The following is a 26,216-nucleotide window of genomic DNA, read 5'->3' on the forward strand; positions in this document are numbered from 1 at the left end:
CGTTTAAGCCCGCGGTCACACGCAGTTTGGCCATGCTTGCCAGCCCGCGGTGGCACTCGCCTAAGTGTCGCCCTCGAAGGCCCAGTCGGGCTTGGCTCGCGCACGGTCTGCCGCATCGCATCGCTTGCGTCACTGGTTCAGCACCAAATGGCTCCGGCCCGCTTCGCGGCCGATGGGTCAACCGGGTCCGCGTGCGCTTCTTCTTCGACGGTTTCCCTCGCATACCCAACGGCAGCGCGTAGCGCTGTGCCGGAACTCTTTCGTGCTGAACCAGCGCGCTGAATCGTCTCGGGCGGCAAACCGTGCGCGAGCCAAGCCCGGTGAGTTTTTGGGGGCACTCGCTACTGCCGGGCCATTAGGCCAATCGTCTGTGCCGCGGCCGGTGTGAAGTGCTTAGGCTGGGGATAGCTGCTTTCTTTGGTTACTTTCTTTGCAGCAGCAAAGAAAGTGACTGCCGCCCCGCACAGGGGCAGTGCTAATAGACCACCGCGAATACAGGCACTCCATAGAAGCCCAAGGCCCTAGGCAGCAAACGCCCGCCCAACAATCCCCCCATGATCGAAGCGCGCCGGCAGCGTGCCATAAACCCGCCCAGTTTCACCACGCGCATCACCGAGCCGCGTATCAATGAACGCATCCGCGACGTCCCGCGGCGCATGCCGCGCCAGCAACACCCCTTGCGCGCAAAGCACCAGTTGCTGCGCGATGCGCCGCCCCGACGCTTCCCTCGCGCCCGGATCGCCCGTAAGCATGTCGACGAGCGACGCCAGCGCCCCCGCCAACGCCGGATGCGCGCCCGCGGTCGTCCGCCAGTCATCGAGCAGCGCGTGCGCGGCGTCCTGCTCGCGCTCGAACGCGCGCAGCACATCGAGACACATCACATTCCCTGAACCTTCCCAGATCGAATTGACCGGCGCCTCGCGATAGAAACGCGCCATCGGTCCGGTTTCGACATAGCCGTTGCCGCCCCAGACCTCCATCGCCTCGCCGGTGAATTCGAGCGCGCGCTTGCACACCCAGAACTTCGCGGCGGGCGTCACGATGCGCCGCCACGCGCGCTCGGCGAGCGCTCCGCCCGGCGCGCCGCTCTGCTCGAACGCGCCCGCGAGCCGCATGAACAGGACCGTCGCCGCCTCGGATTCGAGCGCGAGATCGGCGAGCACGTTGCGCATCAACGGTTGATCGACGAGACGCGCGCCGAATACGCTGCGATGCCGCGCGTGATGGATCGCCTGCACGAGCGCCGCGCGCATCAGCGCCGCGCTGCCGATCACGCAATCGAGCCGCGTGAAGTTCGCCATCTCGATGATGGTCGGCACCCCGCGCCCCTCATCGCCGATCATCAGTCCGTAGGCATCGAAGAACTCCACCTCGCTGCTCGCGTTCGAACGGTTGCCGAGCTTGTCCTTTAGGCGCTGGACCTGCACCGCATTCTTGCGGCCGTCCGGCGTGAAGCGCGGCACGTAGAAGCAGGACAGGCCGCCTTCGTCGGCGGTGCGCGCGAGCACGAGATGCGCGTCGCATTGCGGCGCCGAAAAGAACCATTTGTGACCGACCAGCCGATACGCACCGCCGCGTCCCGGTGCGCCCAGCGCATGGGCGCGTGTGCGATTGCTGCGCACGTCGGAGCCGCCCTGTTTTTCGGTCATGCCCATGCCGATCATCATCGAATGCTTGCCGGCTTCGAGCGGAATGTCGCGCGGATCGTGCTCTCGCGACAGCAGCGGCCGCGCGATCCGCGCAAACAGATCAGGCTCGTTGCGCAGGATCGGAATGCTCGCGAACGTCATCGTGATCGGACATAGCGAACCCGATTCGAGCTGGCCGTGCAGGTAGTAGCCGGCGCATCGCGCGGCCATCGATCCGGCCCGCGCGGACGGCTCGAACGGCAGCGCGTGCAGCCCTTCGCGCCGCAGACGCCGCAGCAGTTCGTGCCAGGCCGGATGAAACTCGACAGCGTCGATCCGCTCGCCGCGCGGACTATGCGTCGCGAGTTCCGGCTCGTGCCGGTTGGCGAGTTCCGCCAGCGCGACGACTTCCGGCTGCGTCAGCGCCATGCCGTCGCGCGAGAGCGTTTCCGCGTGCCATTGCGCGCCTTCGCGCTCCACGGCGGCGACGAGCGCCGGATCGAAGGCGAAAGCGTCGTAGCCGACGAGCGGCGACGCCTGATTCGTGACTTCGTGTGTCTGCCCGAACGGGCGATCGGCGGGATCGGACATCGTCGGTCTCCTTCTTTGCGCGCGGATCGGCGGCGCGGGAATTCGTCACTGTAGGGCGGGCGCAACAGCCGTTTCACTGTCCCGGACACCATCTCGAATTCAAGAATCATAGGCCGCGCATTGGTCGGACGTGTAGACGCATCGCTCTTTTCAGACTCCGGAACGCCTTTCTGATGCGCGGTCCTAAAACGCCGATCACTGAGATAAATCCGATTGTTACTCGCGCCCCAATGACGCGCAGGACCCCGAACCTATAATCGGCTCGTCTATTCGGGCGGATGCAATAACGCCTTTCACGGAAGCATTCTCAATGAGCATGAACCTCAATCAAGTTGTCCAGAGCGCTTTGACAGAAAGCGTGTTGCAGCACATCGCCGGGCGCATCGGCTGCGCGCCGGAATCGGCCAAGCGCGTGGTGTCGCTGTGCGGCCCGGCGCTCATCGGCGCGATGATGAACAAGGCGTCGTCGCTAGAGGGCGCGCGCAATCTGTTCGCGTCGATCATGTCGCCGGGCACGAACGCGCTGATCGCGGAAGAACTGCCGCATTTCGCCATTCAGGACGATGGCTTCAAGACGCTAGTCGACGCCGGCGCGAACGTCGATATCGCGATCGCCTCGCACGACAGCATCAACGTGCTCGCCGAGCGCATCGCCGAATATACGGGCGTTGCGGCGAGCGCCACGCGCACGCTGATCGGCGTGGTCGGCGCGACGCTCTTCGGCGTGCTCAAGCGCCAGTTCACGCAGCACAACGGCAACCCCGACCAGCTTCCGACGCTCCTCGGCCATCAGTTGCCCGTGGTGCGCGCGAACCTGACGGACGCGTTCGCCAATGCGCTCGGTCTCGGTTCGGTCGGCGCGTTCCTTGCCGGTGTCGCATCGCGGCTGAAGGCCGTGGCGGCGCACCTCGAACATCCGGCGACGCAGGAAGCGGCGGCCTTCTCCCAGCCGCCGGAAGCGCCTGCCGCGATCGATTCGCCCGTCAAGGAAAACGCCCGCAAGAAGAAGTGGTGGTGGGTCGCGCTCGCCGCCGCGCTCGCTCTGCTCGCGGTTCTGATCGGTCGCGGTTGTTCGACCGAAAAGCCGGAGCAGGACGCCGCGCCGCAGGCGAAGCCGGATGCGCTGTCCGATTCGAATTCGAACGCAGCCGCCGCTTCCGACACCTCGGCGACGGCGTCGGCGGTTGCCGATCAGTCATCGGCGCCCGTCGCGCTGCCGGGCAAGGACTCGACGATGTCGGTCGCGGTCGATGCATCCGGCGTTCCCACGCTGACCGCCACGGTCAACAGCGAGGAAGAGAAGCACCAGCTGATCGACGCACTCGCGGCGAAGCTCGGCGCGGACAAATTCCACGCGAACATCACCGTCGATCCGGACACGAAGCCGGCCACGTGGATCAGCAAGCTCGACGGCCTGCTCCCGGTCATAACGCTGCCGGGCGCGAAAGTGCGCATCGCGGGCGACAAGATCGATCTGGACGGTCGCGCGGGCGATCCGAAGCTCGGCTGGATGGACAAGCTGAAGTCGTTCTTCGGCGAAGGCTGGACGATCGCCGCAACCGACACCACCGCCGCAGCGAAGGCCCTGGCCGCCTCCGACGCGCAAGCCGCCGCGAGTTGTGCCGCCAGCGACGCCGCGAAAAATCTGAATCTGCATCCGATCACCTTCGGCTTCGCGTCGAACGCGCTGCCGCACGCCGCACTGGACGAACTCGCCCAATCCGCGAAGTCGCTGAAGGAATGCAGCACGGCGGGCAAGCCGGTCAAGCTGCAGATCGGCGGTTATTCGGACAGTTCGGGCAATGCGGCGTCGAATCTGCACTTGTCGAAGAAGCGTGCGCAAGCCGTGCGCAGCTATCTGATCCAGCACGGCGCGCCGGCGGACACGCTCACGGCGGAAGGTTTCGGCGACGCCCATCCGATCGCGGACAACGCGACGCGCGAGGGCCGCGCGGCAAATCGCCGGATCGAGTTCAAGGAAATGAGCTGATTCCGGAAACGCCCGGAAGTCGCTAAGAAGAACGCGCCGGCCCGCTCACGGCGGCCGGCGCGTTATGTTTCCGGGCTGTCGCGTCGGGCGCGCGGGAATCCATCGGCCATGAAATCCTGATCGAGATTCGCCGGCAGCATTTCGCGCGCGACTTCGATCCACGCGCGCGCCGCGTGCGACAGATAGCCGTTGCGCCGCCAGCCGAGCGCCATATCCCAGTGAATTTCCGGGGCCACGACCCGACGGCAGGTGAACGCGTTCGCGTCGAGCCGACGGCAATAGGGCGCGGGCAGCAGCGCGATGCCGATGCCCGCCTGCACGAGCGCCGCCATGAAATCCCAGTGCCCGCTGCGGCCGACGATCGTCGGCGCGAAACCCGCTTCGCGACACGCGTTGAGCACGACGTCGTTGAGCGCGAGGCTCTCGCCGTAGAACACGAAGGGCTCGGCGGCGAGATCGGTGAGGGCGACTTCGCGGGCATCGTCCCAGCGCGAGCCTTTCTGCGCGACGAGCCACAGAACCTGCCGGCTGACAGGCAGAACGTCGAACATCGCGGTATCGACGGGCTGCAGGACGCCGCCCAGTTCCAGTTCGCCATCAATCAGCGCCGCCTCGATCGCCTTCGAGCCGCGCTCGAACAACTTGAGCTCGACCTTCGGATAGCGACGCCGGAACGCCGCGATCGCGGGCGTGAAGAGCGAACCGCCCATCGGCGGAATGCCTATCGTCAGCGTGCCGCGCCCGAACGTGCCGAGATCGTTCAGCTCGGCCTCAAGCCGCGCGTGCGCCGCCAGCACCTCGACGCCGCGCTGATAGACGATCTGCCCCGCGTCGGTCAGCACCATCTGACGGCCTTCGCGCAGAAGCAGCGGCGAACCGACTTCATCCTCCAGCGCCTTCACCATTTTGCTGATGGTCGGCTGAGTCACGAACATGTGCTCGGCGGCGGCGGTGAAGCTCTTCTGCTTCACGACTTCGATGAAGTACCGCAAGGCGCGCAATTCCATGTTCAACTCCAGAATTCCAGTTCGGAATGTTTTGGATAAGGTTAATTCATTTTTATTATGCTAGGTGCGCCCATATACTCGGGCTACAGGTTAACCCTAGTCCAAGAGCCCGCCATGTCCGCTGTCGTCATGACTCATCCGCAATCCGCCTTCGGCCGCTTTCTGCGCGTCGCGGTGCAGTCCGCCGCGCTCGCGGCGATCTGGGTCGCGGCGGATTTCGTCGCGCGCAAGCTGGCGCTGCCGGTTCCGGGCGGCGTGGTGGGTCTGGTCGCGCTGCTCGCGCTTCTGTTCTGCGGCGGCATCGCGCCGCGCTGGGTGAAGGCGGGCGCGGACTGGCTGCTCTCGGACATGCTGCTGTTCTTCATTCCGGCGGCGGTCGCAGCGGTTCAGTACGGCGGCCTTTTCATGGAAGATGGCTGGCGACTCGCGCTCGTCGTCGTCGGGGGAACGTTGATGGTGATGGTGGCCGTCGCGTTCGCGGTCGACCGTGCGGCAGGCCTCGAACGCCGCCTCGCGCTGCGCCGCGCGCTCGTGGCGCGGCATGCGGCGCGCGCCTGAGCACGCCGGCATGAACCACTTCTTCGCCGCTCTCATCGAAGACGACGCCGCGCGGCTCATCGCGGCGGGCTGCTTCGTGCTGACCGTCGCGCTGTATTTCGCGGCCAAGCATCTCTATGCGCGCTTCCGGCAGCCCTGGCTCACGCCGTTGCTGGCGGTGCCGGCCGTGCTCGCGCTCATCGTCGTGATGGCGCGCATTCCTTACTCGGTTTATTTCGCCGACACGCGCTGGCTCATGTGGCTGCTCGGTCCCGCGACCGTCGCGTTCGCGGTGCCGATCTATGAATACCGCGCGCTCATCAAGCGTCACTGGATTTCGCTGACGGTCGGCGTGGCGGTCGGGATTCTGGTGGCGGTCGGTGGATCGCTGATGCTCGCGAAGCTACTGCATCTGTCGCCGGAACTGCAGCGCAGCCTCGCGACGCGCTCGGTGTCGACGCCCTTCGCGCTCGCCGTCTCCGACAAGATCCACGCGCCGAAGGATCTGACCGCGCTTTTCGTGATCGCGACCGGCGTCTGCGGCATGCTGTTCGGCGAAATCGTCCTCGCGCTCGTGCCCTTGCGCACGCGGCTTGCGCGCGGCGCGTTGTTCGGCGCGGCGGCGCACGGCGTCGGCACGGCGAAGGCGCGCGAACTCGGCAGCGAAGAGGGCGTCGTCGCGAGTCTCACGATGATGATCGCGGGCGTCGCGATGGTGCTGCTCGCGCCGCTGCTGAGCGTTCTGCCGTTCTGATCCCGGACGGCGCCGCGAAAGCCCACGCGCGCGTCTCAGAATAGGATCGTTCCCACGAGACTTTGCTACAATCGACGCTCGCTTCCGAGGAGCGTTGCGACGGCCAGAAAACACACAGGCCGCCAGGCTCGGAAGCATTCAATCCGGACGGTTCGAAAGCGCCACGCAAGCAAGGCGCCCGCTGAACCACCGCATCGAACGGCGCTCACGTCAACATTTCTAGACTATTTAGAAAGGAGGGCGTGATGAACGCCGCAGTTCTCGATTCCAATACCAAGGATTACGTCGTCGCCGACATGTCGCTCGCCGCATGGGGCCGCAAGGAACTCGACATCGCCGAAACGGAGATGCCGGGCCTCATCCAGACGCGCGAGGAATACAAGGCGCAGCAGCCGCTGAAGGGCGCGCGCATCGCCGGTTCGTTGCACATGACGATTCAAACGGGCGTGCTGATCGAAACGCTGACCGCGCTGGGCGCGGACGTGCGCTGGGCGTCGTGCAACATCTTCTCGACGCAGGATCACGCAGCCGCGGCCATCGCCGACGGCGGCACGCCGGTGTTCGCGTTCAAGGGCGAATCGCTCGACGAATACTGGGAGTTCTCGCATCGCATCTTCGAATGGCCGAACGGTCAGTTCGCCAACATGATTCTCGATGACGGCGGCGACGCGACGCTGCTGCTCATCCTCGGCGCGAAGGCGGAGAAGGACCGCTCGGTCATCGCCAAGCCGACGAACGAGGAAGAAGTCGCGCTGTACAAGTCCATCGGCAAGCATCTGGATGCGGATCCCACGTGGTACTCCACGCGTCTGTCACACATCCAGGGCGTGACGGAAGAAACCACCACGGGCGTGCATCGCCTGTATCAGATGGAGAAGGAAGGCCGTCTGCCGTTCCCCGCCATCAACGTGAACGACTCGGTCACGAAGTCGAAGTTCGACAACCTCTATGGCTGCCGCGAATCGCTCGTCGACGGCATCAAGCGCGCAACCGATGTGATGATCGCGGGCAAGATCGCGGTCGTGGCCGGTTACGGCGATGTGGGCAAGGGCTGCGCGCAATCGCTGCGCGGTCTGGGCGCGACGGTGTGGGTCACGGAAATCGATCCGATCTGCGCGCTGCAAGCCGCGATGGAAGGCTACCGCGTCGTGACGATGGAATACGCCGCCAGCCGCGCGGACATCTTCGTGACGGCAACGGGCAACTACCACGTCATCAGCCACGACCATATGAAGGCGATGCGCAACAACGCCATCGTCTGCAACATCGGCCACTTCGATTCGGAAATCGATATCGCTTCGACGCGCCAGTACACGTGGGACAACATCAAGCCGCAGGTCGATCACATCGTCTTCCCGGACGGCAAGAAGATCATCCTTCTGGCTGAAGGCCGTCTCGTGAACCTGGGCTGCGCGACGGGCCATCCGTCGTTCGTGATGTCGAACTCGTTCACCAACCAGACGCTCGCGCAGATCGAACTGTTCACGCAGGGCAAGAAATACGAGAACAAGGTCTACGTGCTGCCGAAGCATCTCGACGAGAAGGTCGCGCGCCTGCACCTCGGCCGCATCGGCGCGGAACTGACCGTGCTGTCGGACGAGCAGGCCGGCTATATCGGCGTCGACAAGAACGGTCCGTTCAAGCCCAACCACTACCGCTACTGATCGCGAGCGGCGGCGAATCGTTGCGCGGAGCGGGAGATCGCCCCGCGCAACCAACACGCATCAACCGGAGATTCCTCGATGACCCTGCTCCTGACATGGCTGATCAACGCGCTCGCGCTGTTGATCATCACGTATCTGGTGCCGTCGATCCACATTCGCAGTTTCGGCACGGCGCTCATCATCGCAATCGTGCTGGGGCTCATCAACGCGGTCATCAGACCCGTCCTCATCATCCTCACGCTGCCGGTGACGATCGTCACGCTCGGGCTCTTCATACTCGTCGTGAATGCGCTGTGTTTCTGGCTGTGCTCGTCGCTGTTGAAGGGCTTCGAAGTATCGGGCTTCTGGTCCGCGTTCTTCGGCTCGATTCTGTACAGCATCGTGTCGTGGCTGCTGTCGGCGCTGGTGTTCGGGAATCGTAATTTCGGGTGACGCTGGAGCGCGAACGCTGCCGTTCGTCAGAAAACATCATGAAACCGATCGAACTCTCATTCGAGTTTTTCCCGCCGAAGACGCAGGAAGGCGTGGACAAGCTGCGCGCTACCCGCGCCGAGCTGAAGACGCTTTCGCCCAAGTTCGTCTCCGTGACGTTCGGCGCGGGCGGCTCCACGCAGCAAGGCACGCTCGACGCCGTGCTCGAAATGGCCGCGGAAGGCTTCGAAGCCGCGCCGCATCTTTCGTGCATCGGTTCATCGCGCGAGAATCTGCGCGCGATTCTCGCGCAGTACCGTGAGCACGGCATTCGCCATATCGTCGCGCTGCGTGGCGATCTGCCTTCGGGTATGGGCGCAGTCGGCGAGTTGCGCTATGCGTCCGAGCTCGTGGCGTTCATTCGCCAGGAGCACGGCGACTGGTTCAACATCGAAGTGGCCGCGTATCCGGAGTTCCATCCGCAATCGAAGTCGCCGCGCGCGGATCTGGAAAACTTCGCGCGCAAGGTGAAGGCGGGCGCGAATTCCGCGATCACGCAGTACTTCTTCAATGCCGATTCGTACTTCAAGTTTGTCGAGGAAGCACGCAAGCTCGGCGTCGACGTGCCGATCGTGCCGGGCATCATGCCGATCACGAACTTCACGCAACTGATGCGCTTCTCGGACATGTGCGGCGCGGAAGTGCCGAAGTGGATCGCGCGCCGGCTCGAAAGCTTCGGCGACGATCGCGAGTCGATTCGCGCATTCGGCGTCGACGTGGTGACGGGTCTGTGCCGCCGCCTCATCGACGGTGGCGCGCCGGGGCTGCACTTCTACACGCTCAACGGCGCGTGGGCGTCGAAGACGGTTTGCGAACGTCTCGGCTTCAAGAACGTCTGAGCTGCATCAATGTTTCACCCGCGCGGCGCTCGCCGCGCGGTTCTTTCCTTTCCTCCGTCGTTGTTCACTTTTTTGCGCAGACAAGTGCCGTCGCACGCAATATTTCGCCCTGCGTCTATCACCTCCACGCATGGCAGATAACCTACCCTTATCGAAGCGTCATCGACGACAAGTTCTAGTGGGGAAAACCAAGCGCGCATGTCACTTTTGTTCGTGCTAGGGTAGCGCCCGACTTCGCGCACACGCGCCGAAAAACGGGCGGTGCGATCAAGTAAACTCGCGCTACGCCGGCCAGAAGCCGGCATTGACTTGGAGGAAACATGAACAAAAACAGCCTGTTGCGAGCCGTCCGCGGTTCGGCGCTCGCGGGCGCCGTGGTCACGGCGACGCTCTTCGCAGCGACCGCGGCGAATGCCGCCATCCCGAACAAGACGCTCGTGTACTGCTCCGAAGGCAGCCCGGCCGGCTTCGATCCGGCCCAGTACACGACCGGCACCGATTTCACCGCGAACACGTTCACCGTGTACAACCGTCTCGTCGAGTTCGAGCGCGGCGGCACGAAGGTCGAGCCGGGTCTCGCTGAAAAGTGGGACGTGTCGTCCGACGGACTCACCTACACGTTCCATCTGCGCCACGGCGTGAAGTTCCAGACGACGTCGTACTTCAAGCCGACGCGCGAATTCAACGCGGACGACGTGATCTTCACGTTCAACCGCATGCTTGATCCGAACAATCCGTTCCGCAAGGCGTACAACGTGCAGTTTCCGTACTTCACGGATCTCGGCATGGACAAGCTGATCTCGAAGATCGAGAAGGTGGACCCGTACACCGTGAAGTTCACGCTGAAGGAAGTGAGCGCGCCGTTCATCCAGAACATGGCGATGGAATACGCGTCGATCCTGTCCGCCGAGTACACGGACAAGCTGATGAAGGACGGCAAGGCCGCCGACATCAATCAGCAGCCGGTCGGCACGGGCCCGTTCATCTTCCGCAGCTACACGAAGGACGCGACCATCCGCTTCGACGGCAATCCTGATTACTGGAAGCCGAACGCCGTGCAGATCTCGAAGCTGATCTTCTCGATCACGCCGGATGCCGCCGTGCGCGTGCAGAAGCTGAAGAACAACGAATGCCAGGTGATGAGCTATCCGCGTCCGGGCGATATCTCGACGCTGAAGTCGGTGTCGACTGTCGACACCCCGTCGCAGGCGGGCTTCAACGAAGGCTATGTCGCGTACAACGTGACGAAGAAGGACCTCGGCAACGCCGACGTGCGCCGCGCGCTCGACATGGCGATCAACAAGAAGGCGATCATCGATTCCGTGTATCAGGGCGCGGGCCAGCCGGCCACCGCACCGATGCCGCCGACGCAGTGGTCCTACGACAAGAACCTGAAGGGGCAGACGTACGACACCGCGAAGGCGAAGGAACTGCTCGCGAAAGCGGGCTTCCCGAACGGCTTCGAAATCACGCTGTGGGCGATGCCCGTGCAACGCGCGTACAACCCGAACGCGCGCCTGATGGCGGAAATGATCCAGGCCGACTGGGCGAAGATCGGCGTGAAGGCGAACATCGTGTCGTACGAGTGGGGCGAGTATCTGAAGCGCGCGCACGCGGGCGAACATGATGCGCTCCTGATCGGCTGGACGGGCGACAACGGCGACCCCGACAACTGGCTCGGCACGCTGCTCGGCTGCGACGCGGTGAAGGGCAGCAACTTCTCGAAGTGGTGCTACAAGCCGTTCGACGATCTCGTCGTGAAGGGCCGCTCGACCACCGATGTCGCCGCGCGCACCAAGGCCTACACCGATGCGCAGCAGATCTTCGCGCAGCAACTGCCGTTCTCGCCGATCGCGCACTCGACCGTGTATCAGCCTGTCAGCAAGAAGGTGACGAACATGAAGATCGAGCCGCTTGGCTACGTGCGTTTCGATGGCGTCGGGATGCAATAAGGTTTTGCTGCGGAACGCTTTTTGCACTAAACCATAACTAATCGAAAAGGTCCGGCGGCGCGGGTCGAACAACGATCCAAGCCGCCGTACACGTTTTTAGTCCCTCCAATACCGAAAAGGGCGATCATGTTCCGATTCGTTTTGCGACGCATAGGAATGGTGATACCGACGTTCATCGGCATTACGATTCTCGCGTTCGCGCTCATCCACCTGATCCCTGGCGACCCCATCGAAGTGATGATGGGCGAGCGCGGCGTGGACCCGGCGATGCACGCCGAAGCCATGAAGCGCCTCGGCCTCGATCAGCCGCTTCCGGTTCAATACCTCACTTACGTCGGGCATGCGCTGAAAGGCGATCTCGGCACCTCGATCATCACGAATACGAGCGTGATGGGCGAGTTCCTCGCGCGCTTTCCCGCGACGGTCGAGCTCTCCATTTGCGCGATGATTTTCGCGCTCGTCGTCGGGCTGCCTGCGGGCGTCGCGGCTGCGCTCAGGCGCGGCACCGTCGTCGATCACGGCGTGATGGGCACCGCGCTCACCGGCTATTCGATGCCGATTTTCTGGTGGGGCTTGATCCTCATCATGTTCTTCTCGGCGAAGCTCGGATGGACGCCGGTGTCGGGCCGCATCGCGGTGGAATACGACATTCCGCACGTCACGGGCTTCATGCTGATCGATGCGCTCTTCTCCACCGACGAAGGCGCGTTCACGTCGGCGGTGTCGCATCTGATTCTGCCGACCATCGTGCTCGGCACGATTCCGCTCGCGGTCATCGCGCGAATGACGCGTTCGTCGATGCTCGAAGTGCTGCGCGAGGACTACATCCGCACGGCGCGCGCGAAGGGTTTGTCGCCGCTGCGCGTGGTTGTAGTACATGCGTTGCGCAATGCGCTGATTCCCGTGGTGACGGTGATCGGCCTGCAGGTCGGCACGCTGCTCGCGGGCGCGGTGCTGACCGAGACGCTGTTCTCGTGGCCGGGCGTCGGCAAGTGGCTCATCGATGCCATTTCGCGTCGTGACTATCCGGTCGTGCAAGGCGGCATTCTGATGATCGCGACACTCGTGATCGTCGTGAATCTGGTCGTCGATCTGCTCTACGGCGTGTTGAATCCGCGCATTCGCCATACTCGCTGAGGTCAAACAAGTTATGGCTGACATTCAAAACAATCTCCCGCCCCAGGCGCTGACACCGCCTTCCGGCCGCATGGTCGCGGCGCGCGAGTTCTGGGCGAACTTCTCGCGCAATCGCGGCGCGGTGGTCGCGGGCCTGATCGTGCTCGTGTTGATCCTCATCGCGCTTACCGCGCCACTGATCGCGACGCACAGCCCGATCGAGCAATACCGCGACTACGTGAAGATTCCGCCCGCATGGCTCGAAGGCGGCAACCGCATGTTCCCGCTCGGCACCGACGAAGCTGGCCGCGACATCCTCTCGCGTCTGATGTACGGCGCGCGGCTGTCGTTCTGGATCGGCTTCGTGTCGGTGGTGCTCGCGCTGATTCCGGGCGTCGTGCTCGGTCTCATGGCCGCGTTCTTCAACTGGCTCGATACGCCGATCATGCGCGTGATGGACGTGCTGCTCGCGTTGCCGTCGCTGCTGCTCGCGGTCGCCGTCGTCGCGATCATCGGGCCGGGGCTCGTCAACACGATGCTCGCGATCGCGATCGTCGCGTTGCCGGGTTATGTGCGTCTGACGCGCGCATCGGCGCTCGGTGAATTGCAGAAGGAATACGTGACGGCATCGCGCGTCGCGGGCGCGGGCACCGTGCGGCTGATGTTCTCGCAAGTGCTGCCGAACTGCGCCGCGCCGCTGATCGTGCAGGCGACGCTCGGCTTCTCGTCCGCGATTCTCGATGCCGCCGCGCTCGGCTTCCTCGGCCTCGGCGTGCAACCGCCGGCGGCGGAGTGGGGCGCGATGCTGGCATCGGCGCGCGATTACATCGAGAGCGCATGGTGGATCGTGACGATGCCGGGCCTGTCGATTCTGGTCTCGGTGCTCGTCATCAACCTGCTCGGCGACGGTCTGCGTGACGCGCTCGATCCGAAACTCAAACGGATGGGCTGACATGAACGATCTTCTGACTATCCGCAATTTGCAGGTGACGTTCGGCGGCACGCAGGCGGTCGATCGCATCGACCTCTCCGTGAAGCCGGGCGAAGTGGTCGGCGTCGTGGGCGAATCCGGCTCCGGCAAGAGCGTCACGATGATGGCGCTGATGGGCCTCATCGACGCGCCCGGCAAGGTCACCGCCGATCAGGTCACGTTCGACGGCAAGGACTTGCTGAAGGCGTCGGCGCGCGCGCGTCGCAGGATCATCGGCAAGGACATCGCGATGGTGTTTCAGGACGCGCTCACGAGCCTGAACCCGAGCTATACCGTCGGCTATCAGATCAAGGAAGTGCTGAAGCTGCACGAAGGCTTGCGCGGCGATGCGCTCAACAAGCGCGCGCTCGAACTGCTCGATCAGGTCGGCATTCCGGATGCGAAAAGCCGCATCAACGCGTTTCCGCATCAGATGTCGGGCGGGATGAACCAGCGCGTGATGATCGCGATGGCTGTCGCGTGCAATCCGAAGCTCTTGATCGCCGACGAGCCGACTACCGCGCTCGACGTGACGATCCAGGCGCAGATCATGGAACTGCTCGTGACGCTGCAGAAGGAACGCGGCATGGCGCTGGTGCTAATCTCGCACGATCTGGCGGTCGTGTCGGAGGTGGCGCAGCGCGTGGCGGTGATGTACGCGGGCGAGGTCATCGAAACGAATCACGTGCCGACGATCTTCAGCGAGCCGCATCATCCGTACACGGAAGCGCTGCTCGCCGCGATTCCCGAGCATAGCCGCGGCGCGGAGCGTCTCGCCGCGCTGCCGGGCATGGTGCCGGGCAAGGACGACCGGCCGAGCGGATGTCTCTTCGCGCCGCGCTGCAAGTACGTCGTCGACGATTGCTGGAAGGGCCGGCCGAATCTGTTTCAGCTCGACAAGCACGACCCGGCCGTGCGCGCGCGTTGCATCAGGCCGTTGAACATCGATGTAGTGGTGGAAGGAGGCGCGCGATGAACGCCGTACCGAAGGAAATCAATCAGGACATCGTGCTCGCCGCCGACCAGCTCACGAAGTACTACGACGTGAAGCGCAGCGCGTTCCAGCACGGCACGGTGAAAGCGCTCAACGGCGTGTCGTTCGAGTTGAGGCGCGGGCGCACGCTCGCGGTCGTCGGCGAATCGGGCTGCGGCAAGTCCACGCTCGCGCGCCAGTTGACGATGATCGAGCCGCCCACGTCGGGCCGCTTGCTGATCGACGGCGACGATGTCGCGGGCGCGAGCAAGGCGAAGATCGCCGAGTTGCGGCAGCGCGTGCAGATGGTGTTTCAGAACCCGTTCGCGTCGCTGAATCCGCGCAAGACCGTCGAGCAGACGCTCGGCGAGCCGCTCGCGATCAACACGTCGCTCTCGTCGACGGAACGCGCCGAGCGCATCGCGAAGATGATGCGCACCGTCGGCCTGCGGCCCGAGCATGCGACGCGTTATCCGCACATGTTTTCGGGCGGGCAGCGTCAGCGCGTGGCCATCGCGCGGGCGATGATTCTCGATCCGCAGATCCTCGTCGCGGATGAACCCGTGTCCGCGCTCGATGTGTCGATTCAGGCGCAGATCCTGAATCTGTTCATGGATTTGCAGGCGCAGTTCGGCACGAGCTACGTGTTCATTTCGCACAACTTGTCGGTGGTGGAGCATATCGCCGACGACGTGATGGTGATGTACTTCGGCGGTGTCGCCGAAGTGGGCGACAAGAAGACGATCTTCGCGAATCCGCGCCATCCGTACACGCGCGCGCTGATGTCCGCGACGCCCGCGATCTTCGAGGAAGACCGCCGCATCAAGATCAAGCTGCAGGGCGAGATGCCGTCGCCGCTCAATCCGCCGTCGGGCTGCACGTTCCATCAGCGTTGCCCGTATGCGATCGAGCGATGCCGCGCGGAGGAGCCGAAGCTGCGCACGGTCGACGGACGTGAGGTGTCGTGTCATCGCGCCGAAGAGGTAGGCGAAGTCGAAGTCTGAATCTCGCCGGGCAGGTGTTCGGTGCGTCACGCGAATGTTTTAAGATGTGAGCCGTGCCGGATTCATACGACAAGCCGCGCTTCTCATGCGCGGCGTTCGCCAAAACGACAGCCATCGTGCTGTCGTTCGTGCTGTTTACGGCGGGAGTTTCGGTCCCGTCGGCGGGCTTCGCCGTGGTCGGATCGCGCACGCCGCAGGCCGCGGGCGATGCCGGGTCCGCCGCCGCGCCGGCCAATCCTGCTTCGCCGCCGCGCGCGGATCGCTCGGACGGCACGACCGCGAGCGGTCCGGTGCGCGCGCAGCCGCCGCGGATGCCCTTCTATGTCGCGACCAAGGGCACGACGACCATCTATGTGCTCGGCACGCTCCATGTGGGGTTCGCGAGCGACTATCCGCCGGAGCAGCCGTTTCGCAAATCGATACTTGCGGCGCTCGATGCATCGCCGACACTGGCGCTCGAAATTTCTCCCGATGAACTGCTGCTCTCACAAGACGATGTGAACCGCTATGGCATGTGCCGCAGCGAGTGCCTGATCGATTATCTGCCGGACGCGATGTGGAAGAAGGTCGAGACGCGCATGCGCGGCAATCCGGACGCGCTGAAGGAGTTGCGGCATACGCGTCCGTGGCTCGCGTCGATGCTGATCGAAACGTACGACACGTTGAAGGCGGGGTTTCAGAGCGAGTACGGCACGGAGGCGCAATTGCAGAATGTGTATCTGCGGGCGCGCGGGAAGATCGTCGGGCTGGAGACGTTGAACGAGCAGATCTCTACATTCACACGACTCACGTCGGCGCAGCAGCGTGAGATGCTCGCGCAGGATCTGGTGCAGACGCCTGCGGAGAATGTTGTGGATGTGAAGGAGTTGCATCGGTTATGGCGTATCGGCGATGCGGACGCTTTGAAGGCCTGGGATGATGCGAAGAGCGGCAAGCTCGCGAGGAATCCGGCGCTGGCGGCGCAGGTCGATAATCGCGTCGTGTATGAGCGGAATCGGCGGTTTGTTGCGAGGATGGTTGGGTTGGCCGCGCCGGATAAGCCGGTTTTTGTTGCCATCGGGGCGTTGCATCTCGGTGGGCCGAGGGGCGTGCTCGAACTGTTGAGGAAGAGGGGGTTTGTGGTGGTGCCGGGGTGAGCTACCCACGAAGATCGAGTACGAAAGACTTCGGCACGTGTTCGCGGTAGCGCTTCCATCCGATCGCGCTTGAAATCAAATAAGCCCGGCACACCGAGCAGGCAATTGGCATATTTGATGTTAATCGGCATGTATCGGAGAAACACGATTAGTATTCGGAGCGCGTCAATTCTCCCGTTGAATCCCGGTCTTCAGAACGAGGTGCGATGCGTTCCTATCGCGCATCGCGTAAGACGCTCGCCCTTCCTCGACGTGACACACGACGTTGGGTCATCGCTCACCCTATGCCCTATTCGCCCCAAGGCGAGTTTTTTTATTCGAGTTGTATCGCTGCGCCACATATTCGGCGTCTCGAAAGCAACCGTAGCTAAATGATCAGAACGATCCTTGTTGTGTGTGTCGGGAATATCTGCCGCAGCCCGATGGCGCAATACCTCATCGGCGAAAAAGCCGGCCGCGTCACCGTCACGTCAGCCGGTCTCGACGCCATCGTTGGCGCCCCTCCTGATCCGCATGCCATTCGCGTCATGTCTGACATGGGTATCGACATTTCCTCACACCGCGCTCGACAGGTCAGCAAGGGGCTCGTCAGTGACGCGGATCTGATTCTTTCGATGGAAACGACCCACAGGCACGAGATCATGCGTCGTTATCCCGGTGCATCGGGAAAGGTGTTTCGACTGGGCGAGATCGGTCAGTTCGATGTGGCCGATCCATACGGAAAATCCATCGCGGCATTTCACATCGCCTTTGAGTCGATCCGTCAGGGCGTCGACGCGTGGGTTCCGCGTATCAAAGCAATGGCTTGAGTGAGTAACAGTGAAAGATCGCATGGACTTGGTGGTCGACGAACGCTCTGAAGAGGGCGGCGACCTGATCCGGTATCTCGATATCGTGATTGCAAAACGTTGGCTGGTTGCGAGTATCTTCGCGCTGGTCATATTGCTCGGGGCGGCCTATTCGTTTCTCGCGAAACCGCTGTACGAGGCCGACGTCCTCATTCAGGTGGAGCAGGGGGCTGGGGGGGCCGCAAATACGCTGCTCGGCGACATGTCCTCGCTGTTCAACGTGAAAACACAGGCGGAAAGCGAGTTGGACATTCTGCAATCACGCATGGTCGTCGATCAGGCGGTGAATGGCCTGCGTCTCTATATCGACGCAAAACCGCGGTATTTTCCTATGCTCGGCCGGCGCCTTAGCGAACGTGCCAAGTCCCTATCTACTCCAGGCCTGCTCGGATGGGGAGGATTTTGTTGGGGCACGGAGTCGGTGAACGTGCCGGAGTTCGATGTACCAAAGGAATTGGAAGGCGAGCGCTTTGCGCTCACGCTGCTGGATAGCCATCACTTTCGATTGACACAAACAGACCTCGACAACCCGATCGAAGGCGAGGTCGGCAAGACGTTGGACGTCGAGCAAAGCGTCGGCCGAATTCATCTTCTGGTAGCGCAAATGCACGGCAAGCCTGGCGCGAGATTCAATCTCGTCCGCGAATCCAGGCTCAAGACGCTCACGGAGTTGCGGCAGAAACTCAATGTTCAGCAGAAGGGAAAGCAAAGCAACATCATCACCGCCTCTCTGCGAGGAAGCGACCCGCAGCAGATTGCGGCCATCCTCAATCGGATCAGTCAGGCGTACGTCGCACAGAACGTGAAGCGCACCGCGGCGGAAGCGGAAAAATCCTCGCAATTCCTGGAGGGTCTGCTGCCTGAGCTCAAACAGCGTCTGGAGAGTGCAGAGACGCGCTACAACGCCGTGCGTAATCAGCACGGTACGTTCGACGTGAGTCTCGAAGCGCAGACCTACCTGCAGCAAAGCGTCTCGACGCAAAGTCGTCTCCTGGAGCTTCAGCAGCAGCAAGCCGATCTCGCCGGTCGCTACACGCCTAACCATCCCGCGGTCATGGCTCTTGAACGTGAGATCGGCGAGATAAAGAGAAATATTGGCGACGTCGACGTTCGCCTCAAGCGCCTGCCGGACGTCGAGCAGCAGACGGTATCGCTTATGCGCGATGTAGGAGTGGATCAGAGTATCTATATCGCCACGCTTAACAACATCCAGCAACTGAAGCTCGTTGCGGCCGGCAAAGTCGGAGATGTGCGTCAAGTGGACGAAGCGCGTATTCCGGAAGAAGCCATCTGGCCTCGGGTGCCACTTGTAATGGGTCTGGCTGCGATATTTGGACTGATGCTCGGCATCGGCGCGGCTATCACGCGGGAATGGTTCTACGGCGGCATCACAGATACGCACGAGATCGAACGATACACGGACCTTAGCGTGTACGGGACGATTCCTTTGTCAGCGACACAGAACTCCAAGAAAACGCGCGCCAAGTCGGGTCAACAAAGCCGAACTCTGCTGGCGAAATCGAATTCGCAGGAACCAGCGATAGAAAGCATGCGCAGTTTGCGCACCGCATTGAGCTTCGCAATGTTTGACGCTCCCAATAACCGCTTGCTCCTCACCGGCCCGACGCCCGGCGTCGGAAAGTCGTTCGTCGCCGCCAATCTTGCTTCCGTGCTGTGCTGCCCCGGCAAGCGGGTCCTATTGATCGACGCGGACATGAGGCGCGGACATCTTCACCAGTATTTCGGGAGCATACGGGGAAAAGGCTTGTCGGAACTATTGCTTGCGCACGCGTCTCCTGAGAATGTCATACAGCGCGACGTCTTTCCTGGTCTTGATTTGATCACGACCGGCAGCATTGCTCCCGAAGCGTCCGAACTTCTGTCGAGCGACAACATGGGGCGTCTTCTGGACGTGCTCGGGGAAGGTTACGATCTCGTGATCATCGATACGCCGCCGGTGCTTGCCGTATCAGATCCGGCGATCATCGCGACCCATGATGGATCCGTCTTCATGATCGCGCGATTCGAGCAGACCACTATCGGTGAATTGAACGAGGGCGCACGGCGATTGCAGCGTGCCAATACCACCGTCAAAGGCGTCATTCTCAACGGCGTCGAACCGCGGGGCCTTGGCTATCGGTCGAAGTACGGTGCGTACCGATATGCCGCATACCAATACCAGGCCGACGAGCTGCCGGTGAGATGAGTTCGAGGAAATCGGCTCGGCTGCGCGCGCCGAGTGAAAGTCTCCTTCGCGCGCTGGTCTGGCTACCGGCGGGCGGCGTCGCGACAACCGGTCTATTTACCGCGGTGTATCTGGGGCGGGCAAATGTGCTGACCGTCTGTCTCGTGCTGGCGAGTGCGGCAAGCATTCTCCGCATCAAAGCGGACAGCGACATGCTGAAGCTCTGGCGGCTGTTCGCGCTCATGTACTTCGGCGTGCTTCCGATCTGTCAGTTGATCGCGCACGACGAAATCTATCTCACGCTTCTGCCCCAGCAGAATGATGCGACGGTCCTTTGGTTCGTCCTGAACATCATTGGCCTGTGGGCGATGAATGTGACGCTGATCGTGATGCGAAGCAGACGCCCGCGCGTTGCGGCTGGCTTGCGCCCGGAGCGCAATGTCACGATGAACCGTCAAGCCTATGTGTTCGCGCTATTTGCGTTCGGCGCTCTTGCGCTCATCTATCTGAAACTCGGTGGATACGGCCGCATCGCGCAACTGTACGCGGATCGCCTGGAGACGTCCGTCACTTAGAACGATCCGCTGGAGGGGCTAGGCGTCATCCAAGCACTCGCCAATACGTCTCCGCTCTGGATGTTCGTATGCGTGATGTTGAGACCGTGGCGCGGACGTCTCATGCGCACTTTGGCGTTGGTTCAGCTCGTCGTGTTGGGCTGGTTGTCTTCCGGTGTTTTCGGAAACCGACAAGGCATGGTGTTCGTGATTCTGTTTGCCTGCCTCATCTATCACGCATTCGTGCGGCGCATCAGCCAGCGCGTGGCAAGACTTGTCGGGATCGGCGTCGCCGTAGGCGGACTCGCCATGATTCCCCTCAAGTTCGGCATCGACTTTTCGGACCTGAATGACGTGTCGAGAAAGTTCGCTGAACAACGAATGCTTCAGCTCTCGATGGGGCCCGTCAGCTTTTTCCTGTTTCGTGACCTGTCGCGCTTCGACGTACAGGTACTCGCGCTCGACACGGAACAACACCCAGGCTACACGCTCGCCATGGGGCGCAGTTTCGCCGGCGCGGTCGCGGCTATCGTGCCCAGGGCCATTTGGGAATCCAAGCCGGAAACATTCGCAAAAGAGAAAAGCAGCATCGTCCGCAAAACGGAAACGAATCAGTCCGATAGCACGACACTACTCTTCGGGATGCCAGGCGAATTTCTCGTCAACTTCGGCATTTCCGGCTACATCTTGTCGTTCGTCATTCTTGGCTGGCTGATCGCCCGTATCCAGCAGCTGGGCGAGGGCGCCGGCTGGCGGTGGCTGCCAGTACGGATCGTGTGCTATCCCTTGCCGTTTCTGTTTCTTCTTTTCGACTCGAACGTCATCGCATACTACATCGTGCGGTGGATCGTCCTTTTTGCTTTGCCCCTGACACTGCTGCTGAAAGAGGGAAGGCGCGATCGGGCGCCGTGGACGCAACGAGATGCACCATGAAAATAGTTCATGTGGTTGAGACCTGGATCGGAGGCATCGCCAGCTATGTGACGATGTTGATGCACGAGCAGCGTCGCACGGGACATGAAATCGTGCTGGTTTGCGATCCGCGCCTGGTCGCTCCGAAGACGTTCGACACGCGGAATATCGCGATCGTCGAATATCGATCGAGCCGCAATCCGCTCATGTTCGCATCGATTGCGCAGACGCTGCACACGCTTATCGGTTCGCAAAAGGCGAATGTAATCCATTGCCACAGTACGTATGCGGGCGTCTACATCAGGTTGGGCCGCTTCGACGACGCGAAGGTCTTATATACGCCGCATGCGTGGTCGTTCATGAAGCGGGACGTATCGCGCTTGAGCGCGTATGTCTTCGCGATGTTCGAGCGCCGACTGGCGCGACGCTGCTCACGCATTCTCTGTATGTCGTTCGAGGAGGTCCGCGCTGCCCGCCAGTACGGCATTGCGACAGAAAAGATCAAATTGATCTATACAGGCATCCCCTTCGACGACGAGGCTGTCGGGACTCCCGTGGGCATCGAGGCTTCCGCGCACATACGGCAACCGCTTCAGGTCGGCTATTTCGGACGCCTCGACTATCAGAAGGGCTTCGACATTTTGCTCGACGCCCTGCCGTTACTAGAAGACCGGTTGCATGTGCATGTATTCGGCACTGCGGTACGCGGCGGACTGTCGATTCCCCACGAGATGCAGCGAGTCACTCATCACGGCTGGATCAGTCCCGGTAGCGTCAGGGATGCCATGCAGCACATGGATGTAATCGTGGTTCCATCGCGGTGGGAAGGATTGGCGCTCGTGCCGACCGAAGCGATGCGTGCAGGAAAGATGCTCGTGGTCGCAGGCGAGAGTTCGCTTCCTGAACAAGTCATACATGGCTACAACGGGTTCATCCTGCGGCAGCTAACGGGTACTTGCCTCGCGGAGCAACTCAATGCCCTGACGATCGAAGATTGCCGTCGTATGGGCACAAATTCGCGCCATGTTTTCAAGAACGCCTTCAACGCCGAGACGTTTCTCACGTCTTTGATGAACTGCTACGAAGATGCGTGACGCGCTATCCGGCGCGTGCATGGACAAAATTCACACGAGACCGCTTCAATCTGTAGCCGCGATGCATTGCTTCGCCGCTCGAACCGAGTCCGCGCAAACCTGCAGCAGATTTTTCAACATGAACGGCGTTGATCCAACATGAACCCGAAACGCTCGATTACCCTCTTGATGGACGGCAACTTCCTGAGGCTTGACCAACGGGTAGTGAGTCCGCACATGGCGCATCGCAAGTTCGCAGCGCGATTCATTCAGGACTCTGCGCATGTGCGAATCGCGGCCCGCAGCTTTCCGGTGCAGAACGCGCATGGCGACCTCGTTACAGGGGAGCGTACCGAGTTCATCGATCTCGGCGGTTATCGGGGTGTGAAGTCGCTCGCAATGCACTTGCCGCGACTCTTGTGGCGTATCTGGCGGGTTGTTCGGAAGTCTGATGTGTTGCTTCTCCGATTCCCTGGCAATTTATCGCTGATCGCCATGTTGCTGTGTCGTCTGACGGCAAAGCCTTCTCGACGGAAGTCGTGGCCGACCCTGCCGAGTACTTCAGTGAATCGGCATCGCGTCATCCGTTGCGCAAGATGGCACGTGCAGTGCACTGCTGGGCCACGCGCTCTGCGGCAAAGCATGGTCGTACGGCCCGCTATGTGACCACGGAAGCGTTACAGGCGAGCTATCCGCCGCGCGAGCCGTCACATTCGTTCGGATTCAGCGATGTCTATCTGCCAGACAGGATTTTGATCGGAGACCATAGTCACGCTTCATCGAGCGACGAACCATCCGACCATGTTTTCAGCATCGTGAATGTCGCCATGATGCATAACGAAAGCAAAGGTCACTCGCATCTCTTGTACGCGGTGGCCGCGTTACGCGGCCGGGGGATGAACATTTGCCTCACGCTCGTCGGTGATGGCGTGTTGCGTCCTGATCTGGAGACGCTCTCGGCGCGACTCGGACTCGGCGATTGCGTACGCTTCACGGGTGCATTGGACGGCGAGAGTGTCCTGCGGACCGTGAAAGCGCATTCGCTTTTCGCGCTTCCTTCGCTGCAGGAAGGCATGCCGCGCGCGCTTCTGGAAGCGATGTCGCTGGGCGCGGCAGTCGTGGCGTCCCGAGTTGGCGGCGTCGCGGAGGTACTGGAACCCGTCAGTCTTGTGCCACCACCGGATAGCGCCGCGCTTGGCGAGAGAATTTCGTATTTCGCCTTGAATGCTCAATTTCGTGCAGATCAGAAGAGGCGAAACCGGAAGACTGCGCGACGCTTTCGCTTCTCCGAGCTTCAAAAGCGCTATCGGCACTATTGCGAGGCTCTGAAGGCTCATGGCTGAGGTGAAGCGGGATGTCATCTATTCGATGCTTGCGTCGACATTGCCCGCGCTGGGCAACTTCGTGGCGGTCGCGCTTGCTCTACGGCACATGGACTCCGTCTGGCTGGGCAAATCATATGCGCTTGTTTCTTTCTTCTTCATCGCAATCGATTTGTTCAACTTTGGCTCGGCGCGCATTTTCACGGTGGAAGCAGTTCGATCAAGCGTGCCGACACTCATCTTCCTCGACTGTCTGAGCGCGCTTGGCTCGACGGCCGTATTTGCACCGGCTGGGATTCTCCTCGGGCGCTACGGGCTGATCGCGCAGCCTGAATTTGTCATCCTGATGGTGTTGGCGCCCGTGTGCTACGGGATGTCCCATTTCTCGCTTGGTGCCTTGCGATCATGCGGACGCAGCGGTGCGATATGCGCTATCTCATTGACATCCGCTCTTTCCCGGGTGTTGATCATCGTGCTGTTGACAAAGCATCGGGAACTGGATCGCTACTTGCCCGATCTCCTTCTACTGGTCGAAGCGGGCTACGGATCAATGCTTCTACTGACCTATCTGCAGGCAGATCGGAAAAGAAGTCCGGATCGGCTCCGGTCCGGATGCAGCGACGAGGTGCGATTCGACGTCAGAGCTTTCGATTTCAGACCGTTCTTCGTCAGGTTCCGGAACGAGATCCTCGGAAGCTGGTACTCGAACGCGATTTTCTCAGGGGCCAAGCATCTCGACATGATGCTGGTGACGTTGATTGTGGGGCCAGCAGGCGGTTCGCTCTATCGAGGCGTGAAGAGCGTGCACAATCTGGCCTTCAATTGCGGACAGGGTGTCGCGCTCCTGTTGAATCGTGGGTCCAGGGTAAGCATGGATATGCTGTTTCATCGCCCGCGGCAAATCAATATCGTGGCTGGCGCGCTGGTCCTCGTCATGCTCGCCGTTGCGGCAAGCTTGCTTGCGTGCCGGATCCGACTATTCCCGATAGCCGTGCTCGGGTCCTATGCGCTGCAGTTCGGGATCATGTTCGTGACGTTTGCCGGTGCGATGATGATCTTCCTGTGTCGCGTTTTGTCATTGCTGATGTTCTCGGTCAATCGCGCGAGCTTCGTGCTGGTGTCGACCATCGAAGTCGGCCTGTCGCTCGTTCTAATCGGGATCATGTCCTACCTGTTCGGTCTGCTCGGCGCACTGCTCGGAATTCTGGTCGCCAGCACCACCGTGATGGGGCTGTCTTTTGTCCTCAGCCGCCACGACGCGCGAAAGGTTCTGATTGCATCCCGCTCGTGTTCCATACTGGACGCCGACGCTCGAACGGAGAATCTCGCGAAATGAAGCGCAGAGCGTTCTTGTTTGGCGCGGCGGGCATGATGTCCCCGTGGATGCTCAAGGCAGCAACGGGCACTCCGGGGAACGCGTCCGCTTCGAGCGCGGGCAAGCGAGTGTTCGCGCATTACATGGTCGCATGGCCGCGTGGCGGCCCGCATGCAACCATCGATGACTACATCGCCGAATTCCGTGATGCGCAACGTTGCGGTATCGACGGTTTCTCGCTCAATTGTGGGGGCTGGCATCGTAGCGAACCGCTGTATCGTGCACGCGTGCTCGCGATGTATCGCGCAGCAGCCGAGTATGAAAAGGACTTCAAACTCTTCGTATCCGCTGACGGAAACGCGCAGAATGAATTGGGCGACATCATCGACATGACGGGTGGTCTGCCGGCGCAGCTGAGCGTCGCGGGTCGGCCGGTGCTTTCGGCCTATGCGCTGGGCGGCCGTGTCGAAGCACGGCGCGAGGCGCTGATGATGCAGGCAAAGTCACTGGGTGCATACTTCGTCCCGCACTTTGCGCCATCCACGGGCGAGTCCGAGATCGACATCGCTCGGGCAAAAGAAGTCGCTGCGCGTAGCGAAGCCGCCGATGGCTATTTCTATTTCGGTGCGGCAGGCGCGCCGGATTTGATAGCGCGTTCGACGGAACGACTCGCTGCCGCGTTGAGAACGGCGGGCAAAGTGTTCATGGCGCCAGTAACGCCGTACTATCGCGGCTTGTCGAGCGGCACAAACTATCGCGTATTCGAGACCGGTGGTTTCAGCGGCATGGCCACCGAGTGGCTGAGCGCGATAAAGTCGAATGCCGACTGGGTTCAGATCGTCACATGGAACGACTGGGCCGAATCCACCTATGTTGCGCCCATCGGCGCTTCGACGCGTGCGCAGATCTACGATCCGCGATTCGGTGCTTTGCCCAATCATGACAGTTATCTGATCGCCAGCCGATACCTCAACGAATGGTTCAAACGAGGAAGCGCGCCAACGATCACCTGTGACGCGCTTTATTATTTCTATCGGCTGCATCCAGTTCGCGGAGATACGCAGACCGGCGCTGCGAGCGCGCCACGCTCAAGTGCGCCCTTGACAGCAAACGTGCATGTGACAACCTTTCTCGAGGCCCCGGCAACGCTGGAAATCATACAAGGTGCCCCGAGCACGGCACACGAACTGCCGGCGGGCTATAACGAAGTGGCGGTTCCGGCGTATCCCGGAAAGCCTCGTTTCAGACTCTCCCGCAATGGCTGCACGATCGCCGATAAGACAGGCGAAGAAGCCATTAGTCTCAACGACTTCAGCGGCGCGTTCAACTACTTCAGCGGAACGTCCGACTTGGGACGATGCAGGAAGCGCTGACC

Annotated in this window: 23 protein-coding genes and 1 riboswitch; of the genes, 20 read left to right on the forward strand and 3 right to left on the reverse strand. The window is 61.8% G+C overall.

The features are described 5' to 3' along the window. Nucleotides 1-521: 521 nt before the first annotated feature. Entirely contained in the window at nucleotides 522-2,219 is a 1,698-nt protein-coding gene (locus PQR08_RS35310; RefSeq protein ID WP_408163993.1) for an isovaleryl-CoA dehydrogenase, read from the reverse strand. A gap of 310 nt (nucleotides 2,220-2,529) precedes the next feature. Here PQR08_RS35310 and PQR08_RS35315 point away from each other — a divergent pair, with 310 nt between their 5' ends. Next, nucleotides 2,530-4,209, forward strand: coding sequence for an OmpA family protein (locus PQR08_RS35315; protein ID WP_408163995.1), 1,680 nt, complete (start codon nucleotides 2,530-2,532; stop codon nucleotides 4,207-4,209). Between the two features lie 62 nt (nucleotides 4,210-4,271). On the opposite strand, the gene PQR08_RS35320 is transcribed toward PQR08_RS35315, so the two are convergent. Beyond that, a complete protein-coding gene (locus PQR08_RS35320) occupies nucleotides 4,272-5,216 on the reverse strand; it encodes a LysR family transcriptional regulator (RefSeq protein WP_408163997.1) in 945 nt (314 codons plus the stop codon). Between the two features lie 114 nt (nucleotides 5,217-5,330). Between PQR08_RS35320 and PQR08_RS35325 the strand changes: the two genes are divergently transcribed. The 16 genes from PQR08_RS35325 to PQR08_RS35400 all read left to right on the forward strand — a co-directional run bounded on the left by PQR08_RS35325 (nucleotide 5,331) and on the right by PQR08_RS35400 (nucleotide 22,225). Further along, entirely contained in the window at nucleotides 5,331-5,774 is a 444-nt protein-coding gene (locus tag PQR08_RS35325; protein ID WP_187606539.1) for a CidA/LrgA family protein, read from the forward strand. A 10-nt stretch (nucleotides 5,775-5,784) separates the two neighbouring features. Continuing rightward, nucleotides 5,785-6,507 (forward strand): LrgB family protein, encoded by a 723-nt coding sequence (locus PQR08_RS35330; protein ID WP_408163999.1) that lies wholly within the window; start codon nucleotides 5,785-5,787, stop codon nucleotides 6,505-6,507. An 80-nt stretch (nucleotides 6,508-6,587) separates the two neighbouring features. Beyond that, nucleotides 6,588-6,721, forward strand: a riboswitch (S-adenosyl-L-homocysteine riboswitch). 31 nt (nucleotides 6,722-6,752) lie between these two features. Beyond that, nucleotides 6,753-8,171, forward strand: coding sequence for an adenosylhomocysteinase (gene ahcY, locus PQR08_RS35335; protein ID WP_187606541.1), 1,419 nt, complete (start codon nucleotides 6,753-6,755; stop codon nucleotides 8,169-8,171). A 78-nt stretch (nucleotides 8,172-8,249) separates the two neighbouring features. Beyond that, on the forward strand, nucleotides 8,250-8,603 hold the full coding sequence (locus tag PQR08_RS35340; RefSeq protein ID WP_035499250.1) for a phage holin family protein: 354 nt from the start codon (nucleotides 8,250-8,252) through the stop codon (nucleotides 8,601-8,603). 38 nt (nucleotides 8,604-8,641) lie between these two features. Then, nucleotides 8,642-9,481 carry a methylenetetrahydrofolate reductase [NAD(P)H] gene (metF, locus tag PQR08_RS35345; protein ID WP_035499539.1) on the forward strand — a complete coding sequence of 280 codons (840 nt, stop codon included), beginning with the start codon at nucleotides 8,642-8,644 and terminating at the stop codon, nucleotides 9,479-9,481. Between the two features lie 320 nt (nucleotides 9,482-9,801). After that, nucleotides 9,802-11,433, forward strand: a complete 1,632-nt coding sequence (locus PQR08_RS35350; protein WP_238218118.1) for an ABC transporter substrate-binding protein — start codon at nucleotides 9,802-9,804, stop codon at nucleotides 11,431-11,433. Between the two features lie 126 nt (nucleotides 11,434-11,559). After that, a complete protein-coding gene (locus tag PQR08_RS35355; RefSeq protein WP_187606544.1) occupies nucleotides 11,560-12,570 on the forward strand; it encodes an ABC transporter permease subunit in 1,011 nt (336 codons plus the stop codon). A gap of 13 nt (nucleotides 12,571-12,583) precedes the next feature. Next, on the forward strand, nucleotides 12,584-13,501 hold the full coding sequence (locus tag PQR08_RS35360) for an ABC transporter permease subunit (RefSeq protein ID WP_408164003.1): 918 nt from the start codon (nucleotides 12,584-12,586) through the stop codon (nucleotides 13,499-13,501). A 1-nt stretch (nucleotide 13,502) separates the two neighbouring features. Continuing rightward, on the forward strand, nucleotides 13,503-14,495 hold the full coding sequence (locus tag PQR08_RS35365) for an ABC transporter ATP-binding protein (protein ID WP_035499241.1): 993 nt from the start codon (nucleotides 13,503-13,505) through the stop codon (nucleotides 14,493-14,495). Next, entirely contained in the window at nucleotides 14,492-15,496 is a 1,005-nt protein-coding gene (locus PQR08_RS35370; protein ID WP_187606546.1) for a peptide ABC transporter ATP-binding protein, read from the forward strand. Before PQR08_RS35365 ends, PQR08_RS35370 begins: the two co-directional genes overlap by 4 nt. A 53-nt stretch (nucleotides 15,497-15,549) precedes the next feature. Continuing rightward, nucleotides 15,550-16,632, forward strand: a complete 1,083-nt coding sequence (locus tag PQR08_RS35375; RefSeq protein WP_408164005.1) for a TraB/GumN family protein — start codon at nucleotides 15,550-15,552, stop codon at nucleotides 16,630-16,632. A gap of 371 nt (nucleotides 16,633-17,003) precedes the next feature. Continuing rightward, the gene (locus PQR08_RS35380; protein WP_408164007.1) at nucleotides 17,004-17,441 is read left to right on the forward strand and encodes a low molecular weight protein-tyrosine-phosphatase; all 438 of its coding nucleotides are present in this window, start codon (nucleotides 17,004-17,006) and stop codon (nucleotides 17,439-17,441) included. A 22-nt stretch (nucleotides 17,442-17,463) separates the two neighbouring features. After that, on the forward strand, nucleotides 17,464-19,686 hold the full coding sequence (locus tag PQR08_RS35385) for a polysaccharide biosynthesis tyrosine autokinase (RefSeq protein ID WP_408164009.1): 2,223 nt from the start codon (nucleotides 17,464-17,466) through the stop codon (nucleotides 19,684-19,686). Further along, nucleotides 19,683-20,240, forward strand: coding sequence for a hypothetical protein (locus PQR08_RS35390; RefSeq protein WP_408164011.1), 558 nt, complete (start codon nucleotides 19,683-19,685; stop codon nucleotides 20,238-20,240). Before PQR08_RS35385 ends, PQR08_RS35390 begins: the two co-directional genes overlap by 4 nt. A gap of 102 nt (nucleotides 20,241-20,342) precedes the next feature. Continuing rightward, nucleotides 20,343-21,152 carry a hypothetical protein gene (locus PQR08_RS35395; protein ID WP_408164012.1) on the forward strand — a complete coding sequence of 270 codons (810 nt, stop codon included), beginning with the start codon at nucleotides 20,343-20,345 and terminating at the stop codon, nucleotides 21,150-21,152. Beyond that, a complete protein-coding gene (locus tag PQR08_RS35400; protein ID WP_408164014.1) occupies nucleotides 21,149-22,225 on the forward strand; it encodes a glycosyltransferase family 4 protein in 1,077 nt (358 codons plus the stop codon). The genes PQR08_RS35395 and PQR08_RS35400 overlap by 4 nt, the downstream gene beginning before the upstream one ends. A 45-nt stretch (nucleotides 22,226-22,270) precedes the next feature. Here PQR08_RS35400 and PQR08_RS35405 read toward each other — a convergent pair whose 3' ends face one another. Next, the gene (locus PQR08_RS35405; protein ID WP_408164016.1) at nucleotides 22,271-22,531 is read right to left on the reverse strand and encodes a hypothetical protein; all 261 of its coding nucleotides are present in this window, start codon (nucleotides 22,529-22,531) and stop codon (nucleotides 22,271-22,273) included. Between the two features lie 212 nt (nucleotides 22,532-22,743). On the opposite strand from PQR08_RS35405, the gene PQR08_RS35410 reads away from it, so the two are divergent. The 3 genes from PQR08_RS35410 to PQR08_RS35420 are packed head-to-tail and all read left to right on the forward strand — an operon-like array spanning nucleotide 22,744 to nucleotide 26,214. After that, nucleotides 22,744-23,547 (forward strand): glycosyltransferase, encoded by an 804-nt coding sequence (locus PQR08_RS35410; RefSeq protein WP_408164018.1) that lies wholly within the window; start codon nucleotides 22,744-22,746, stop codon nucleotides 23,545-23,547. After that, a complete protein-coding gene (locus PQR08_RS35415; RefSeq protein ID WP_408164020.1) occupies nucleotides 23,540-24,862 on the forward strand; it encodes a hypothetical protein in 1,323 nt (440 codons plus the stop codon). Before PQR08_RS35410 ends, PQR08_RS35415 begins: the two co-directional genes overlap by 8 nt. Continuing rightward, nucleotides 24,859-26,214 carry a glycoside hydrolase family 71 protein gene (locus PQR08_RS35420; protein ID WP_408164022.1) on the forward strand — a complete coding sequence of 452 codons (1,356 nt, stop codon included), beginning with the start codon at nucleotides 24,859-24,861 and terminating at the stop codon, nucleotides 26,212-26,214. The genes PQR08_RS35415 and PQR08_RS35420 overlap by 4 nt, the downstream gene beginning before the upstream one ends. Nucleotides 26,215-26,216: the final 2 nt, after the last annotated feature.

This window comes from Caballeronia jiangsuensis, assembly GCF_046030135.1.
Taxonomy (GTDB): Bacteria; Pseudomonadota; Gammaproteobacteria; order Burkholderiales; family Burkholderiaceae; genus Caballeronia; species Caballeronia jiangsuensis.

Bases quoted from the DNA above. Each gene is read 5' to 3' on its own strand.
- PQR08_RS35355 (WP_187606544.1), top strand. From the start codon at position 11,560: ATGTTCCGATTCGTTTTGCGACGCATAGGAATGGTGATACCGACGTTC.
- PQR08_RS35330 (WP_408163999.1), top strand. From the start codon at position 5,785: ATGAACCACTTCTTCGCCGCTCTCATCGAAGACGACGCCGCGCGGCTC.
- PQR08_RS35310 (WP_408163993.1), bottom strand. From the start codon at position 2,219: ATGTCCGATCCCGCCGATCGCCCGTTCGGGCAGACACACGAAGTCACG.
- PQR08_RS35340 (WP_035499250.1), top strand. From the start codon at position 8,250: ATGACCCTGCTCCTGACATGGCTGATCAACGCGCTCGCGCTGTTGATC.
- PQR08_RS35325 (WP_187606539.1), top strand. From the start codon at position 5,331: ATGTCCGCTGTCGTCATGACTCATCCGCAATCCGCCTTCGGCCGCTTT.
- PQR08_RS35380 (WP_408164007.1), top strand. From the start codon at position 17,004: ATGATCAGAACGATCCTTGTTGTGTGTGTCGGGAATATCTGCCGCAGC.
- PQR08_RS35365 (WP_035499241.1), top strand. From the start codon at position 13,503: ATGAACGATCTTCTGACTATCCGCAATTTGCAGGTGACGTTCGGCGGC.
- PQR08_RS35405 (WP_408164016.1), bottom strand. From the start codon at position 22,531: ATGCGCGTTCTGCACCGGAAAGCTGCGGGCCGCGATTCGCACATGCGC.
- PQR08_RS35395 (WP_408164012.1), top strand. From the start codon at position 20,343: ATGCGCACTTTGGCGTTGGTTCAGCTCGTCGTGTTGGGCTGGTTGTCT.
- PQR08_RS35400 (WP_408164014.1), top strand. From the start codon at position 21,149: ATGAAAATAGTTCATGTGGTTGAGACCTGGATCGGAGGCATCGCCAGC.
- PQR08_RS35315 (WP_408163995.1), top strand. From the start codon at position 2,530: ATGAGCATGAACCTCAATCAAGTTGTCCAGAGCGCTTTGACAGAAAGC.
- PQR08_RS35390 (WP_408164011.1), top strand. From the start codon at position 19,683: ATGAGTTCGAGGAAATCGGCTCGGCTGCGCGCGCCGAGTGAAAGTCTC.
- PQR08_RS35350 (WP_238218118.1), top strand. From the start codon at position 9,802: ATGAACAAAAACAGCCTGTTGCGAGCCGTCCGCGGTTCGGCGCTCGCG.
- metF (WP_035499539.1), top strand. From the start codon at position 8,642: ATGAAACCGATCGAACTCTCATTCGAGTTTTTCCCGCCGAAGACGCAG.
- ahcY (WP_187606541.1), top strand. From the start codon at position 6,753: ATGAACGCCGCAGTTCTCGATTCCAATACCAAGGATTACGTCGTCGCC.
- PQR08_RS35420 (WP_408164022.1), top strand. From the start codon at position 24,859: ATGAAGCGCAGAGCGTTCTTGTTTGGCGCGGCGGGCATGATGTCCCCG.
- PQR08_RS35370 (WP_187606546.1), top strand. From the start codon at position 14,492: ATGAACGCCGTACCGAAGGAAATCAATCAGGACATCGTGCTCGCCGCC.
- PQR08_RS35415 (WP_408164020.1), top strand. From the start codon at position 23,540: ATGGCTGAGGTGAAGCGGGATGTCATCTATTCGATGCTTGCGTCGACA.
- PQR08_RS35385 (WP_408164009.1), top strand. From the start codon at position 17,464: ATGGACTTGGTGGTCGACGAACGCTCTGAAGAGGGCGGCGACCTGATC.
- PQR08_RS35320 (WP_408163997.1), bottom strand. From the start codon at position 5,216: ATGGAATTGCGCGCCTTGCGGTACTTCATCGAAGTCGTGAAGCAGAAG.
- PQR08_RS35360 (WP_408164003.1), top strand. From the start codon at position 12,584: ATGGCTGACATTCAAAACAATCTCCCGCCCCAGGCGCTGACACCGCCT.